Annotated in this window: 12 protein-coding genes; 8 read left to right on the top strand and 4 right to left on the bottom strand. The window is 49.3% G+C overall.

The genetic code is table 11. The features are described from left to right. From Q669_RS19095 to Q669_RS11105, 8 genes are all read left to right on the top strand, one after another. The coding region (locus tag Q669_RS19095) for a S8 family peptidase (protein WP_152525045.1) at nt 1-1,652 on the top strand (1,652 nt) is incomplete at its 5' end. 217 nt (nt 1,653-1,869) lie between these two features. Further along, nucleotides 1,870-2,244: a DUF4870 family protein gene (locus tag Q669_RS11070; RefSeq protein ID WP_022992267.1), complete on the top strand. Its 375-nt coding sequence runs from the start codon at nt 1,870-1,872 to the stop codon at nt 2,242-2,244. Between the two features lie 139 nt (nt 2,245-2,383). Next, a complete protein-coding gene (locus tag Q669_RS11075) occupies nt 2,384-3,688 on the top strand; it encodes a hypothetical protein (protein ID WP_022992268.1) in 1,305 nt (434 codons plus the stop codon). Further along, nucleotides 3,666-4,535 carry a hypothetical protein gene (locus Q669_RS11080; RefSeq protein ID WP_152525046.1) on the top strand — a complete coding sequence of 290 codons (870 nt, stop codon included), beginning with the start codon at nt 3,666-3,668 and terminating at the stop codon, nt 4,533-4,535. Before Q669_RS11075 ends, Q669_RS11080 begins: the two co-directional genes overlap by 23 nt. A 4-nt stretch (nt 4,536-4,539) precedes the next feature. Continuing rightward, on the top strand, nt 4,540-7,449 hold the full coding sequence (locus tag Q669_RS11085; RefSeq protein ID WP_022992270.1) for an AAA family ATPase: 2,910 nt from the start codon (nt 4,540-4,542) through the stop codon (nt 7,447-7,449). A gap of 145 nt (nt 7,450-7,594) precedes the next feature. Next, complete coding sequence (locus Q669_RS11090) at nt 7,595-8,023, top strand: hypothetical protein (protein WP_036149547.1); 429 nt, start codon at nt 7,595-7,597, stop codon at nt 8,021-8,023. Between the two features lie 12 nt (nt 8,024-8,035). Then, nucleotides 8,036-10,675: a hypothetical protein gene (locus Q669_RS11095; RefSeq protein ID WP_022992272.1), complete on the top strand. Its 2,640-nt coding sequence runs from the start codon at nt 8,036-8,038 to the stop codon at nt 10,673-10,675. Between the two features lie 190 nt (nt 10,676-10,865). Next, on the top strand, nt 10,866-11,180 hold the full coding sequence (locus Q669_RS11105; protein WP_022992274.1) for a hypothetical protein: 315 nt from the start codon (nt 10,866-10,868) through the stop codon (nt 11,178-11,180). A gap of 107 nt (nt 11,181-11,287) precedes the next feature. Here the strand turns inward: Q669_RS11105 and Q669_RS11110 are convergent, their stop codons facing one another. From Q669_RS11110 to Q669_RS11125, 4 genes are all read right to left on the bottom strand, one after another. After that, complete coding sequence (locus tag Q669_RS11110) at nt 11,288-13,021, bottom strand: hypothetical protein (protein ID WP_022992275.1); 1,734 nt, start codon at nt 13,019-13,021, stop codon at nt 11,288-11,290. Nucleotides 13,022-13,248: 227 nt separating this feature from the next. Continuing rightward, a complete protein-coding gene (locus Q669_RS11115) occupies nt 13,249-13,743 on the bottom strand; it encodes a hypothetical protein (protein WP_022992276.1) in 495 nt (164 codons plus the stop codon). A 464-nt stretch (nt 13,744-14,207) separates the two neighbouring features. Then, nucleotides 14,208-14,741, bottom strand: a complete 534-nt coding sequence (locus tag Q669_RS11120; protein ID WP_022992278.1) for a hypothetical protein — start codon at nt 14,739-14,741, stop codon at nt 14,208-14,210. Further along, nucleotides 14,741-17,105 (bottom strand): AAA family ATPase (locus Q669_RS11125; protein WP_022992279.1); only part of this gene is annotated, 2,365 nt, incomplete at its 5' end. The genes Q669_RS11120 and Q669_RS11125, both read right to left, overlap by 1 nt.

Here is a 17,105-nt window from a genome sequence, read left to right on the forward strand (position 1 = left end):
AACCTTGGTCTGGAATACGCACGCTTTCACTCACGTTTGTTGCCAGTGCCGACGAAGCGCCTCGCAAACTGCCACAAAAGAGCCCGGCCGAGCCGAAAGAAGAAAGCGTTTCCCTGGTTGTGCGTTACGGGACAAACCAAATTTCCGCTCAGAGCGTCGAGGTCCCCCGCCAACGCGTTGAAGTGGTCTCTATACCCGAGAGCGATGCTGAGGCCTATGCTGCCTTCCTGAAGCAGAACCCTGCCGTTCTTTCAGTTGAGCCGAACTACCCTGTTTCAAATCCCAGGATGCCATCGCCACCCATAACCATAGCGCCCGGCGTTACCAGCGCGCAGTCCATTTCGAACGCGCCAAATGATCCAGCCTTTATTGATCAATATGCGTGGCAGCCCCCTACTCAGCAGTATCCTGGTGTCCATGACATTCTTGAGGCCGCAAAGAAATCACCAGAGAAACGTAAAGTCAGAATCGGAGTAACAGACTCTGGTTTCCATCAAGTGTCTGATCTTGTTTTTGACGGTGGCTACAACTTCTCAACCATTGATGGGCCCGGTTTGGATTTCTACACGCCACAAATAGATCCCTCCTGCACTGACAGCCATGGCACCGCCGTTGCCGGAATTATTGCCGCAACCACCAATAACTTCGAAGGCGTTGCGGGCATTGTTGACGCAGAGCTCTATGCGGCCCGCGTGATGAGCTGTGGGACCGGCTTATTGAATGATCTTGCAACGGGGATCTATTGGCTCTCCGGCCAGGCGACAGGATCCGCGCCTACCTTGTCTTCGCCTGTAGACATCATCAATGTGTCAATGGGTGCACCCGCACCCAGTTGCCCAAGCTACCTTCAAGATGCCATTGATTATGCGGCATCCAAAGGAATCCTTATTGTCGCCGCCGCTGGCAACGAAAGTCTGGATGTCAGCAATTACACGCCGGCCAACTGTGAAAAGGTAATCACGGTTGGCTCGGTCGGACGCAACGGCACCACCTCGAATTTCTCCAATTACGGCGATGGTATCGATGTCGCTGCGCTTGGTGAACTGGTTCGCACGCTGAACGGCGACGGTGAAGAAAGCTATTGGTTCGGCACTTCATTTGCAGCGCCAAACGTAGCCGGTGTTGCGGGGATTCTTAAACAACAAGCTCCGGGCCTATCTTCAGAGCAAACAGTGGTGCGCATCAAAGAGTCTGTTCGCTATCCTGAGATTTTCGATACAGGAACGTTCCGAGGAGGCATTCTAGATGCTAATAATCTGGTGACCAGGTTCCAAGCTGAGCTCGAAGAAGCCCACCCCCGGTTCAAACCTGCTTTGGCTGCTCAGGAGCGTTGTCATCGTTCTGCGTATCAGAACACATCGCCAGACCCATCTCAGCTTCCGGGACTTTTTGAGCTCGAAGCTGACGATAACTTGCTAGAAACTTCGGATGACTATTTTGCAGTCTTCGAATACCCAGACAGTCAAATGATTGGCGACGCGAAACTGATGACGGCAACCAGAGAATCCACCTTCCTGGTCAAGCAACTCAGTACCGACAATCACTACGTTTTCGACATTTGCCAACAAGATGGATCTGCCTGCAAATATGGGCGATCCATAGCGCTTAGCACTGACATCAAGAGCGTGGCCTCATCGGTTTGTGATATGTGACAATTTTTTACGCTGTTTTACATGCAAGACATGACGCTCGCACATACACTACGTGGCATCCATTAATCTTCATTAACCTTTGATTTGAATGAAAAATAACCAACCCAAAGCAAAGCTGAGTGAAGTTTAACCAGCGACACTTTTTTCGCACCCAGGGATCAGTTTTTGATTGGAACCAAAAACGCTCGAAGAGAGCACAACTGAAGAAGGAACCGGAATGGAAAACACCAACGTTGTAAACCCGACTGCTCAATCTGCAGATACTCCAATTGGCATTAACCAATCTGAGAAGCAATTTGCGCTTATTGTTTATATCCTTCAAGCCGTGAGCATATTTGTTGGGATCACGAGCATTGTCGGGGTGATCATGAATCACGTAAAAAGTGGTTCGTTAACCGACCCAGTGATCCAATCCCACAACAGCTGGCAGATTCGCACTTTCTGGTGGATGTTGCTGTGGAGTGCCTTGTGCATGATCCTCACTACAGTCACTTTCGGCATCGGTGCAATTCTGTTCCTTGTCCCCCTCGTTTGGTACATCTATCGGATTGTAAAAGGAATCATGCGTCTGAATGACGGCCAGCAGATTTAAGGACCAAGCCCGAAACAACCTCTGATACTGAAACGGTCACGGCCAAACTGACAAACCTGAGGCTGAAATGCCGCCGCCAAGGCGGCATTCCGCAGGGCCGGGCCCTCACCATATTCGACTTTTGCGAACTGGAGAATCCATGTCTGTTGATGCTTTGCTGAATTTTCTGATCACTCACCGGCTATGGGTACTCCTGCTTACCTTCGCGGTCGTCGCAATTGCGGCCATAGCGAAATGGCGGCTTGAGTTCCTGTTTCTGGTTAAACGCATCTGGTATCGACTCCCTCTAATCGGAAGAACGTCCCGCCTTGCAAAAGACTCTACAGCCAATGCGTTTTCCGATGGCTGGTACAGTGCAGAACGAAGTTTATGCGACGACTTCCGATACTTTGTTGATGCTTTCAAGCGGGACAAAGATCACTTCAACAAGTGCCACTCGTACCTGGACAAAACCGAGGAATTGGGTCGGAACAAATTATCATTCCTTGGTTGGGCAATACTTCTGGCATTGGTGGTTTTTGAGGCCATTGGTTTTGGTTTCGTGCTCTCCAAATGGATGATGCCTGATATGTCTGAACAAATGCAGACTCAGGTGGCCATTCCCATCGCGTTCGTACTGTCTGCCATTCTTGTTTTCCTTACTCATAGCACTGGACATGAGATCTACAAGAACTACCTTGCCAAAAAAGTTCGGACTTGGTACGAACAGTATGAAGGTGACAATCGTCGCCCGCTCACGCCGGAGTCTTTCAACCTTGAGAACGATGGCGGAGACGACGAATATCCGCGCTACTCTCAACTTCTGAACAGGGTAGACTTCAACGCAACTGTATCCCGCACCTGGTGGACGACAGGTATTACGATTTTCCTGATCCTGCTAATTGCTGTTGGAACATTTTATGTCCGTGCACAGGCCATCGAGGAGTCCATGCAGTACTCGGCCTCACAGGATCTGGGGATGAATTTTGAAGGTGCACTTGATGAAGGAGGTGGTTTTGGCGGATTCGGTGCTGCGGAAGAGCCTGTAAATGAAATCTCCACTGAGTCTGAAAACGAACAGCTTTCACCTTGGGATTCCCCCGCATTTAGAGGCAGCATCGGTACCTACGTCGTCTTATCCATTGTATTCATTGCGCTGCAAGTTGTCGGTGTGTTGGTTGGATACAAATATGGATTTGTTGGACAGGAATCCGCTGATGCTCGCAAATACATGGGTAAGTTCAACACTGCCAGCGAATATATGAAGCACTGGGAGCAGAAACGCACCAAAGCCAAACTTATTTCGCAAAAACATCTGGGAAAACTTCAGCAAAAGATGCTGAAGCAGGCCAAAAAGAATAATGCGGGCCTTGAAGATATCAACAGGCTCAAAGAATCGGCTCGCCGAACTTTCCACATCTATGTCGCGGAGAAAGATAAGGATGAAACCTGCAATGCCAGCTAAAGCTGCCATCACGCTTTGTTTATCGCTTGGAATATTGTTCTTTTCGTCAACAGTGGCAGTCGCAGCCGATGTTGCCTCATGTTATGAAGCCCCTGCCGTTGCCGGCAAATTGAGTGGATTCCAGCAAGAGCCCGAGCGGGAAGTAATCGTTATTCTCGACAGAACGGTTAACTACGGGCCGAATAACGGCAGACAATTCAAAGACAATGTCTACCGCACTCTGACCGACTGGGTAAAAGCCGGAGACGAACTGACCCTGATCAGCTTCGGTAGCCTACAGCCAGGTGGTTATCCAGCCACTTATTTCAAGGCCATGCTTGACCATCCGATCAACGGAGAGGCCCGAGAAAGAATCGGTGTCAGAACACTTCGAATGGTTGATCAGTGCATTCCCAAACAAAACATGGTGGTCCAGAAAAAATTTACCGAGGCGTTCGAGAAAGCCTGGAGCGATATCGACCCCGACTACCCAAACACGCCTTTGTTGAATGCTATGAAATACGCCGCGGGCGAGGTAAACCTTGGGGGAGAAAAGTCGTTTATCTTACTGATCTCAGATCTCATGCAGCACAATACCGACCGGCTAACATTTTATGGCACAAAGCCGACGAGCTACAGAGACAACGACTCCGCATTCCAGCTTGCCAGCGTGGATTCCATAGTCCGCGACACTGATTTCAAAGGCGCCAGAATCTACGGCATGGGCATCGGGTACGATGCGACGAGTAGAATTGGTTCGCGTATTCTCGAAAAGCTTGAAACATTCTGGAAAGCCTTCTTTCGACAGACTAATGCAGCTGTAGTTGAGCTTGCGCCTGTTTCGCTCACCCATACGCCAGGGAACTGATTGCGTGCAGCTGTTACTCAAGGCCGCCAAACTGGCAGCACTCTGTGAAGGAGATACAGAGATCAGGTTGGCCCACCTGGCTCGAGTGTTGCCATATCTGCACCCTGTTGAAGCTGGGCTCGAGCAATGGCTTGCCCGAAGACTAGGGCCATCAGAAGAGCCACCACTCAGGCTTACCAACACTCTAATTCGGCAGGCGGGAGAAGAGCCTGCCCTGCCGTGGAGTAAAGAGGTTACACAGCTAATCTCGGAACTGGCCTCAAAGGGGTACAGCATTCGTGATTTATGTTTCCTGACCGAGGAGGATGTGGTTTCCCGAAAAACTCCCAATCCACTCCGTTCGTTTATCACTACCTTTTCCCCTGCCAGAACGGCCGTCGACCAACCAGAGGTCTCGAAAAAGTCAGGAAGCGACCGCGAGCACACCCCATCGGCCATTTCCAAAGAGGCGGTTGAAAGCGCGCGACCGGCCTCCGCCAGCTTCATATCCCGTCGGATGGATGAAATAAAGCAGCTGGAGAATTCGCTAAATGAAGCGGTAAAAGGCCAGGAAACAGCTATAAGGCTGTTTGCTGATGAACTCCGTTATCGGGTTCTTGGCAACGCCAATGGCAGTGTCGTAAACGCCTTTTTTCTGATCGGTCCTTCCAATACTGGCAAGTCTCTGTTTACAGACGTTCTGGCGCAGGAACAGCATGGACGCGCATTAAAAACTTTCAACATGAGTCAGTACGACTCCGCAAATGAAGGTTTTGGCCTGACAGGTCTGCGAAAGGGTTATACAGATGCCCGGGAAGGGACTCTTACGGGTTTCGCTGCCACACACCCAGACGGCATTATAGTATTTGACAACATAGATCAGGCCCACCGCGGCGTTCAGGCACAACTTATCGAATTGCTGGCAACTGGAAAGATCGAGGATGCCTATACTGAGGAAATTGTCTCGTTCAAGCGAAACCTCATTTTTCTGACCAGCCGCGGGTCTCGCTCTTTTTTTGCCTCTGCAACCCAAACCGCTTTGATTGAAACCAACGCCCCCATTGCCGCAGCGACACTGTTAGACGCAATGCTGGAGGAGGCAAAGAGCAGGCAACAGCTTTCGGAGTTTGCAAAAGGGCTTACACAGGATCTTTACGAAGCGGCCACAGCTTTGCCTGTTCTTATATTCAGGAAACTTGACTTTACCGCCATGGCCAAAATTCTTGCGGATGATTTAAAAGCTCTGCAGGAAGATATTAAAAGGCATTTCGGCGCGGTTCTGGTTGCAAAACCGGAGAAAGCAGCTGAGATGTGGCTTGCCCGCTCTGCCCCGGGCTTCGATCTTAAAGAAGCGCGCGCCAATCTCTCCCGCGATCTGCTCGGGCTGTTTATGTCGTCACACGAAGCCCTCAGCAACGTACAGTTGACAATGTCCCCGGAGTTTGACCTGCAAACTGTCGCAGTCCGCAACGGCTTTGAATACGAATCTTTGGGAAATTTTCTTGGCCACCTCAAACGCCAGTCCCGCTCGCTGTCCTTCAAACTTGAGACCAGTGGCGGTGCCGCGCCTATCCTTCAGGCCGCCCACTGCAAGTTTAACAAGCTCGGGGCTGCGGAGGATTTCGAGGGGAATATAGGTCTTTCTGCCTGCATTCCCGATGTCACTTTCCAGGATATCGCAGGACATAACGCGGTTAAGTCACGACTGACCAGCCTGATTGAGATTCTATCGGGCGGAGATGCGTCGACCCGCAAAATTGAACTGCCCAAGGGCATCATCCTCCATGGCCCGCCCGGCACCGGCAAAACCATGCTGGCAAAAGCGACGGCAAATCACGCGGGATTGCCATTTATTCCGGTGACTGGTAACGACCTATTGGATCAGGACAATATCCTCAGAGTCTTCGAACTCGCCAGAGAGTACGCTCCCTCGCTGGTGTTTATTGATGAAATTGATGCCATTCCCAAGCGGGGCGAGGCGGGTCACAAGGTTGACTGGGTAATAAATCGCCTGCTTACAGAGATTGACGGGTTTCGCACCCGGGATGAAGACAAAGTGTTAATTATGGCGGCCACCAATCGTCTTCAGACCCTTGATCCCGCGCTGGTCCGGTCCGGACGGCTCGAGCTTCATGTGCATATCGGACATCTGGACAAAGGTGCCCGGCGTTGGTTCCTCACGTCCATAATAGAGGAGCTGCCCTGCTCTGCAGACGTTGACCTTGAGAAATTGGTTGCCATGACAGTCGGCATGACCGGCGCTGACATCAACCGTCTCAAACGAGAAGCTCTTTTCAGAATCGCACAGAGCAAAATTGAATCAATCGATAATGGGTGGCTGGCAAACCTGGTGCGCGAACTTAAATACGGTAAGCCCGTTGGAAATAAACAGATCCCCGAATTACTGAGGGAATCAGCGGTTCACCAAGCCGCCAAGGCCGTCGTATCAAAAATACTGCTCCCGTCAAAAGACATTGATTTTGTGTCAATTATCGCCCGGGAAAGGCAGCAAGCTGGTGTCTCCTTCACGAATAACGACAGTTTTGAGCTGACCGCAGAGGTAATGATGGCCCAGACGGCTACATTCCTGGCAGGACGAATTGCTCAAACTAAAGCCTTTGGTGAACGTGGAGTGGATGAAGCTGCAGAACCGGATTTTATCGCCGCAACTGAGCTGGCTTATCAGGCAATCGGCAGATTCGGGATGGGCGAGGGGCTACCGCCGATCCATTGGCCCGCGCTTAATAGACTAACTGACACCAGCCAGCTACCCGAACAGATTCTAGCTGCCCTCGGATCATGGCTGGAAAGAGCTTCTGAACTTGCCACACAAACACTGGAAGCCCACTGGCATATGGTTGTCTCCGTATCTGATGCGTTGGAACAGCAGGAAGTATTGGACAAAGGCGCTCTTCAGAATCTAACAACCACTTAACTGCATATAAAAACATTCAGACACAACACTCAAGGCCATTCAAATGTACGGACGTCGAATCAAAGGCTGCCTTTTAGTTCTAACGATTACCGTTTTCACGGGCTGTGCATCGTCTACCAAAGCACCCACTGCCGAAAAACACTATATGGATCTCGATCAGGCATTTCGCGAACGGGGTGTGTACTTGAATGAAAACGGTGAACTGACAGACTTGAGTGGACAGTGTGTAGAACTTCCATCAGGAACCCCTGAGTGGCAAGCCTGTTTTAGCAATAGGATCTTTAAGCCTGTCTTGCTCGATTATGAAGAGGTATTGACCAATCCCACGGCTACTAAGCTAATCAGGGCATTGCCAAAAGATGCAGATCTCAACAACCTGCAGACTCAACTGAAGCTGATCGCGGAGGGACAGTATCGAACCTGGAGCGGAGAGCTACTGCCATTTCCTCCGGAAAAAAAAGCAAGACAATCTTTGTCCCCGGATGCGCATCAAGCGTTCAAATCAGATATTCCTGCTTCAAGCCCTGAGGGCATTTCCCTCAGTACAGACGCCAACAAAATCAGATTCAAGTAAAGACAGCACCTGATGCACTCGAAAAAGTTTTTAAACAAGACAGTTTACCTATCCATCTTGCTTGCTGTCATCGCGGTATACGCCAGTTTGGAGCTGGTTCTTAATTACCTTCTGGTGGAGACCTACGAAGAGTCTGCCCTTGCACTATTCTCTGATAAGCAGGACAGGGTCGTTCAGATCGGATTTTTTGGCAGGATCCTGTCCGGGTTCGGTCTGACTTTGCTGATCTTTGGCATCGTAGGCGGCGCTCTCCGATGGATTAACGTCTATCGGCCTGATTTCGCCAACAAAAAAACGCTCAGAACATTAGGGAATCTAGCGAAACCTTTAACGTTCCTTTTCGTTTGGGCGGTACTGGTCATAGGCATTGAGGTTTTTGTGGAGGTTGCTGCCGCCAAATCCTCTCCTGAAGCGAAGCTTGCCGCAACCCGGGCGGTTATTTTTCGAGAAGCCTATCGCAGCGGCCAGATCACCTTCGAGTCCGCCCCCCAAATGGATGCTTTCCTTGAGGACGAAATTAACCGGAAAATCAGCATTGCTCTAATTCCATCGATTGCCTATTTCTCTGACAAATTCAAATACCAGATCAGAGACCAGCTAGAAAACATCGTAGCTAATAACGTTGAGCAAAACCGGCGAAAAGAATACCTGGAGACAGTTCCACAGATCCTGAAAACGATTGAACAAACCGCCAGAAACGAGGTGGCCGCTTACCAAGCTTTTGATAAGGCGATGACGGCAGCAAACCAAAAGCTGAGTAGCGGCGCTATTGAGTCTGAATACCAAGAAGTGATGAAATCAGTTGCCGGTGAGCGAAGGCGCCTCTGGCAAAATTTCCGCACTGAAACCAATGCTGACAGCATCAGTGAATTAGCCAAGAAGGTCGCTATTGAAATTTATTCGGAGAGTTATGATGCCCGCAAAAGGATGAGAAAGTGCGAAAAGAGGAAAGACCAAGCGTGCATCCAAGCTGAAAAAGAGCGCCACCGCGAATATATTCAGAGCCACGGTCTGAACTGGGAATCCTGGGAATACTGGAACGAAAGGTCCTTTTGGAGCAGCCTCGGTCAATTGGTTATCCTGCCTGTCACCTACTCAGCCTGCATAGCAGAGGGCGTTGGCAGAGCCTTAACCAGCGAAGGGAAACAAACATGCGAAGCCGTCATTCGTGCTGTATCCGCCGATAATGAGAAGGCGCTGGAGCAACGTAAGAACTTCCTGACGCAAAAATATGGCCTCCCACTTAATGCGACTGAGCCAAACTTCCAGAATAGCGACTATGTAGCCCGCAAGCTTGGTAAATACCTTTCGAATCTCGGATATGACCTTGGCAGCGAATGGCGGCAAGCCGATTCGCGAGATTTGCTGAAACAAATTGAAACGCGACTAAAGAACGCTCGTGAAGTCGCGATAAAGACTTACCACCGAAAGTCCCGTTTCGATTTTGAGTATGGCGCCTTCCGTAGTGCTGGTGAACTGGTCAAACATTCCGCCATGGTGAGTTTCTATCGGGCACAGTTGGGTGAGTATTATTTCGAAGGTTACTTACCTTTTAAGAACAATAAATGGCTTAATGAGGCTTCTTTTTACCATGAATGGAGTAAGACAGTACCCACCAGTCTCGAATACGTAAAACTGTTTTCTGATGAAGCCATAGGCGCCTTTGACAGTGGCGGTGCATTTTATCAGCTTGGGAAAGACTCTGTTGCTTTCGCCATTATCCCACCCGTTTCCATCGTACTGAGTGCACTTGCCGTTTTCGGGCTGTTCTTCAAGCTGGTCAATAAGTTCGTATTCTCGGTGGTTGCATCGTCCCGTCGGGCACTTTCAGTCATTGCAGTGGTAGCTCTCTTGATCATTACAATGGCAACGAGTAAAGCAGCCATGTTATTGGAGCAGGAAACGTCAGGGGCCGGAGTAAGTCTGTCACTTTTCGGTAGCGACGCTGAACAGTCTTTGAACGAACGCTCAATTGCTATCGGCTTTGGTCTGGCGCTCGACCTCGAGCACGCGGTATACGAAGTTGCTCAAAGCAAACACAGTGACGCGAACAAAGTACTCGACTGGCTGAGCACAGAAAAGATGCAAACCTTGATAGCACAAGAGAAGACATTAAGAGCCAATATATCCACTTTATTGCTTGAAGATTCCCAGTACGACCTCTCCGTTTCGGTTTTCGATAGGGAGAGTCGGATGGCATACAGTATGGCTTTGGGCTTGGACGACAACGACCAGATAGAGCGTATAAAAATTCCAAACTTCTTTGCCAATGCCGAGCTCGGACACTTTCTGGAAATCCCTCTATTCTTCAGTCCCAACTACAAAGACCTGCTCCTCGAGTCCGCAATGAATGCAGCCGATGTGGAGTTTTGGCTTGATATCCACAGCGGCTCAATACTCCGGGAATCTGCTATGGGCAGGATTGAGAGGTCTTTGTTGGATCGCTTTGAAGGGAGAAAAAATGACACTTTCCCCATTAAATACGAAGGGAAGCCCGTTTCCCATGGAAATCTGCTGGCATTTCGGTCCAAATCATCAGAAACCTACAAGTGTATCTACATGGAGTCTATTGACTATCGCCTCCTGGAACTCACCATCAGAGCAACCATTGATGGGAACAAATCAATGACAGAGTGCACGGTGGAAATCTAATGAAATATCTTAAAGCAGTTCTCGGGCTAGCTTGCTGGCGGACAATTCTGTTCATAGCGATCCTGACCGCCGTATTGATCCTTTTTTCTCTGCATCAAACGCGGGAACTGAACGACGCTTCAGCTTCCGCGCTTCAGGAAGCTGAAAAACTTCGTATTAAAACAGTCCTACTTGCAAGGTAATTTTCACTATGACAACCGTTGAAAATAAACCGAAAAGGTCCTTGAGCATACGAGCTCTGTTGGAGATCTTGGTACTATTAGTTACCGCTGGCTATGCAATCTACTCAATGCATAGTCTGAATCAGGCGAATATTGAAAATACTCAAAAAGTAGAACAGCTGATTGTTAGCTTGAATGAGCGAGTTGATCAGTTTATAGCCTCTGATGATGAAGTTTATAACCGCTACATAAAAAATCTCAGGAAATCGCTTGATTCCCTGAGTGAGGATGAGCGTGAGCTAGTTATGTCGGTTTATGATGTGAGGCAAAAAACCGGGGAGTAAGTGGCTGCAACCGAAAAGCAAGGGGTGACAAAGTCACCCCCATTGGATTCGCGCCATCTAAAGTTCGGAATCAAATCCTGTGGCAATCCGCCCGAAAACACTTACCCTTAATCCACTTCGTCAGGATTTAAGCTTTCCTCAAGCCGATTCCTCAGCTGTGTCCTCAAAAACTCGGCGAAACGCATACGCCGTCGCTTTCGCTGACGCTCAATAAAACTGTAGGCGATGAAGAAAGAAGCAAGACCGGCTAGCGCTGTAATAAGCAGCTCTCCTGGCATGCCTCCGAGCGCAAAGCCAAGGATGAGGATCAAAAACGAGATAGCACCAAACGGCGCAAGCAACCATAGCGCGAAATCTCGCTTTACTTCCATCAGTATATCGGCGACACCCTGAAGGTTTTCAGGCACCTGCTCCCAGCCTTGGCTGTGATTAATCAGAGCCATCGCACCGTAGGTTTTTGGCCGCTTGAAGGAGCCTTGAAAATCAACTTCGAATACCGTGAGCAGGTCATCTGGCTTCACCGGGCCCACGCTGAAAGCCTCAGGAACAACAACCGTTTCAATCTGTCCGTTTTCACAAAGGCCACTCATTATCCGAACGTGCTCAGCCACATCCGTGCTAATCTCACTCCTATGAGTGAATTCGTCAACTTTCCCGCTGGCATACCTTATTTGGCCTTTTTTCTGGCTGGTCGAGTGAAGGACTTCTCTCTTAAAACTCTCGATGCGATCAGTTATATCTTTGAAGTAAAATGTTTTGCGCTTTATTTGAAATTTAAATCGGCGCTCACCCGGCGGCTTTTCAAAGCCGTAGCTCTTGGCCGGCAGTATTTTCTCATCCGGGGATTGATTTTCATAACCGCCAGAGGAGATCACGCGTGCAGCCGAGTCATGATTTGAATCGTGAGAGGTGTCGTCTGCACAGTTTTCCGGTGAAGAAACAACACTGCTTTTTACTTCCCTCAACCCGTAGGTTTTTACTCTCTCGCGGGATTCTGAATGAATCCAATCAATCATCTTGTTAAAGGCACGATTTTTCTGTTGAACACGCTTGCGCAACTTAAAAGACTTCCAGATCCCCGCCATCGCACCAAGCACAACGAATACACCAAACGTCCACAGCCAGCCACCCACTGTTTCAGGGGTATAGCCAGGCGTACACACTTTCCAGGAACAAGCCCCAGAGAGAACAAGCAGTTCCATCGTGAGGGAATACGCCGGGCCTATTAGCTGCAAATACTCGTTAAACAGGGGTTCAGCCGGATTTCTGTGCTGCCAGATCAGAAAAGTGCTACCGTATAAGGCCAAGACAATCAGGAATAAGGTCACTGCTCTTTTGACCGCATACTTATAGAGCATACTGAGCAAACGCCCCGACGCCAGGCTAACGGGCTTATTCCCCATTGGAAGCTTGCGCTCATCCTTATCGGTGTGACGATAGGCCATGACAACTTCTGGCCGTTCCTCATCCTGCGCTTCGGTTGCGCTGGCCAAACAGACGGTTACGGCCTCTCCTGTAGTGATGCCTTTCAACAGATCCTCGTTTTTATAGGAGTGCATATAGCGGGTTTCAACACTGCCATCAATTTTTTCCAAAGAGAGACTCGTGACACGGCCTTCTTCGTAATGATTCCTCTCGACGGAATCTTCGTAGGAGCTATGCCTACCACTAGACTGGTAATGATGTTTCCCCAAACTTACAGCTTTGTCGCTTATTGATCTGATCAGCCCTGAAACAAACTCAGCTCGTACCTTATATCCCGGTATCGACTCCTCGAAAACGGCATCATCATCCGGCAACAACTGTTTTTGCGTCTCTCTGAAATTATTCAACACACCCATGCCAAAGGCTCCTTATACACTCACATTGTTTTTTGAAAGCATGTTTGACTTGCGGGCTTATTGCTGCGGATAGCGTTTTTCAGCCTGCCGCCAGGGAAGATTATTGCAAAATAAAACCCATGAAAGAATCACTTGGAAATGCCGTGAACTTTCAATTAAAGTCTGATAAAGGAATCGCATAATCAATCAGGGAGCACTTTTTTGCTCCCTGGTCGAATTTTGACGACTTAGATCGCGTTGGGATTTTTCGTGTAACGTCTCAGGAACGCCGCACTAAATAGAGACACTCCGGATAGAACATTCACCAACATCCCCCATGCAATATAGTCAAAGACACCCATTGGCCCCGTACGAGAGCTATACCTGAACAAGTGCTTTACTCCAAAATAATCGATCAACATTGCAAAATATGAGTAATAGAAAAACAATATCATTCCCAAATAAACAAACGCTGCTATCCTGACAATGAATCGAGAAGCTCCGCCATAGAAAGCAATCATGTTAACAACCAGAACACCAAAAATGGCTGGACCAATGCTCTGATCCATTATACTGGCTGAACCGCCAAAATTTGAATCCATAACCGGTAGGTAAAGCGAAACAATTGCTATGATTGAAACAATAACACCTCGGATATTGTGACATCCGCCATTGAATAAACTGACCAATTTATCCGGGAAGCCGCGATTTTCTTGGGCGAACTCTTTATTTGACTCGTTCATCAGATATCCTTAGAAATTAGTATTATTTGCAACTCAGACTTTTAAAATTATAGTCGAAGGTAGCCAGTGAGGACCCACGCATTAAATCGTCAAAACTGAAAATTTCATAGTTGAGGTCGAGATGCCATCAATGGCCGTCAACGTAAGAATTGTATGATCGTTACCTTTCAACGAATACGTGAATTATCTTCGATTCTCACACCTAACCTGGTCGGCAACGCCTAATCCGATTTCTTTCGGTGATACACCATAGGTTCTGGTAATTCCCAAGCCACCGAGCTCAACAACCTTCAAAAACGGTTTTAGAAACTAAAGACCAGAACATTTCCTTTTTCAGACTGAGAATGTGCTTCGGATCCTCGGACAAGGAGGAAAAAAAGATAGCAATGATGCGAAAGAGTGCCATCTCTCGACGCCTTATTATCTTTTGTTCGCCATTAAGAAATGATCTCTGCATTTATTAACTATTCTTTCAGCTTCCGGAAAACTAGCGGGGTTTTATAGTCAATGGCTCGTTCGTTAAGAGAAATCAACTCGAGGATAGCTGCAGCAGGTGTTTCAAGAGACACGGTAAATTTGTCTTCGTCGACCGTTCCCTCAATAGCTTCGTTCTCTACTTGTCGAGTGAAAAAGTCTGTATCAGGGCCCCAGACATAAGCCTCGCCCCTGTGCAGTTTGATCTCACCGAAAAGATACTCCCCAGGCTGATCCGGGTAGGCTAACGTACTGACGTAGAGCGTATCGTTACGCTTGCTGAAATACAGCCGCCTTTTAACAAGATGAAATTCATCATCTTCCCATACTACCCTGACAACCCATGGTTTCCCCTTGCTGTTGAAGCGCACATAGACCACCTCATCTTCATCAAGCAGCCAGGTCCCAGCAATCCTCGCCTGCTCTTCTGCAGAAAGCCTCGTATCGGGAAACGGTTCCTTTATGACCACATTGGAGCATCCGGCTATGAAAACGAAGCAAAACATTGCAACGATGAACCTCATTACATTTCTCCGAATTCGAATAGGGACTTACGCCCAACCAAATCAAGAAATTGACTACCTTCCATAGACTCATGCTCATTAAGAAACTCGGCTACCGCCGTTAGAGGCTCCCTGTGCCTACTCAAAAGCTCGAAACACTGCTTTTCCGCTTCTTCCAGCCAGTGACTCAGCCGCTCCGTAACAAGCCCCGACAGTTTGCCAGACACTAACCCGGCGACATTAACCGTTACAGGCCCTAACTCCTCGTCCAGCCCGCATTCTGTAATGGCGTGATAAGCCAGTTCATTAGCTCGATTAAGATCGGATGTCGCACCGGTAGACATTCGCTCTGCCCCGAGCAGAATTCGTTCAGCCTCTCGCCCGGCGAGGAACACGATCAAATGAGCCTTGAGTTCTTTAGCGGTCATACTCATTGCGCCGCGAGGGTTGTCAGAGTCTTCCCGGTACGAAACAAAACCCAGGCTATCGGTGCGAGGTTGAATGCTAAGGTAGTCCAGCTTTTTATCGGGCATCATCAAGTGGGTGGCAAGGGCATGCCCTGCTTCATGACATGCAGTTGACCATTTTTCTTCCTGCGCGAGCTTGAGATCGGTTCTTATGGAACCATACACCACACGGGCGCAGGCTTCTTCGATATCCTGGGCAGTCGGCTCCCTACCCTCACTAACGGCGTGATAAATGGCTTCCCGGATCAGCGCATCAATATCTGCCGCCGAGGAGCCCTGGGTTCTCATTGCAAGGGATTCTACTTCCTCTCTACTCGCATCCAGGCCTACCTTTTCGTATCCCCGGCGAATCATTTCCAGACGGGCCGATTTATTGGGCAAATCACATACGATGACTTCGTCGAACCGCCCTGCTCTTAATAACGCTGGATCCAGCCGCGAGCGGTAGTTGGTTGCCGCAAGAACAAGCACTGGATGTTTTCGGCTATCGAAGCCGTCCATTTCCGAAAGCAGCGCATTAATTCCCGAAACCTCCGGCCTCCGCTCTTTATCCCTCGACATGGCAAAGGCATCAATTTCATCAATAAAGATAATGCTCGGTGCATACTGACGCGCTTTGGCAAACAACTCCCGGACAAGCCGCCCTGATTCGCCATAATATTTCTGGACAAAATCTGCACCGTTCACGCTGAAAAAGGGAAGGCCACACTCGCCGGCCACAGCTTTGGCGAGGAACGTTTTTCCGGTGCCTGGAGGACCTTCCAATAGGTATCCCCTGGGAGGACTAATACCAAACTTTCCGATCTCCTTGGGTTTCGAGAGCCAACCAACCGCCTGGAAGATCTTTTTCACCGCACGCTCGTTACCTACAACGTCAGCGATACGTTCAGTAGGCACCTGCCCGAGACCGGCCACACCACCGATATCCTCTGCCGAAACAGCCTTCTCGAGGCGGGTCAGATCTGGCGACATCACAAGCTGGCCATTCTCCAACTGCCCTTTCCAGGAGAAATTAAGGCGTTTCTGGCTGCGTCGCAACTCATTGACAAGTCGTGCGCACCTCAGCAGTTCCAGGTGGGAATTCACCCACCGGACAAAGCCTTCAGGTTTATCTGAGCGATACGCAAACACACCAGTAACACCCTGGAAGTTCTTGGCCAGATGGAAGAGGCGATGATTCTCGGCCGATTTTTCCAGATTCAGGCCAAACACCAGCATTGGTACACCCGGGAACCGGGTCCGCAGGTCAATTGCCTGCTGCAGCGCCACCTTTTTAGCGCTATTACCCTCATCAGGGTCCCCAGAAATTACAAGGTCAAGGAGAATCAGGTCTGGCCTGGCATCGCCCACAAGGTCAAATACCTGGGAAGAATGAGACGCCACACGAATTTGGGCAGAAACCAGCTCGTTTTCCAACAAGGATCTGGTTTTTGTATCGTCGTCGATTAAAAGAACATTCAGGGGGGCCTTAAGATCATATTCTTTTGAGAATTCAGTCAGTAACTCCCTGACCCCTTCTATTTTCGCCCCCGCAGACTCGGAATCTTGAGCGCCCGCTGAAGATGCATCGAACTCTTCCAGGGCACGATCCAGATACTCAACAACGTCTTGCTCAGGAGCCGACGAAGCTGCCCGGGCAGACAGGGATGGAAGGTGAGTTAGCAGATGAAGGGTTGCGAGCTCAATTGAGCAGAACGGCACAGATGTTTCGACAAGAGCATCATTTGCGGAGGCATTCCAAGCGTTAGCGTAGATTTCAATGAGGCTGGACGCGGGCAGTTCCTCGAAAACAAGAAACTTGCCTTTACCTGCGCGGCTCAGAAACTCCGGAGACAGTCCTCTGGGGTTGTCTTTGCTCTTTTGGAGAATACCTGCAACATTCTGGGCATCCAGGGCGCCGTGCATATTCCGGCCCATC

Source organism: Marinobacter sp. C1S70, from assembly GCF_000475355.1.
Lineage (GTDB): Bacteria > Pseudomonadota > Gammaproteobacteria > Pseudomonadales > Oleiphilaceae > Marinobacter > Marinobacter nauticus.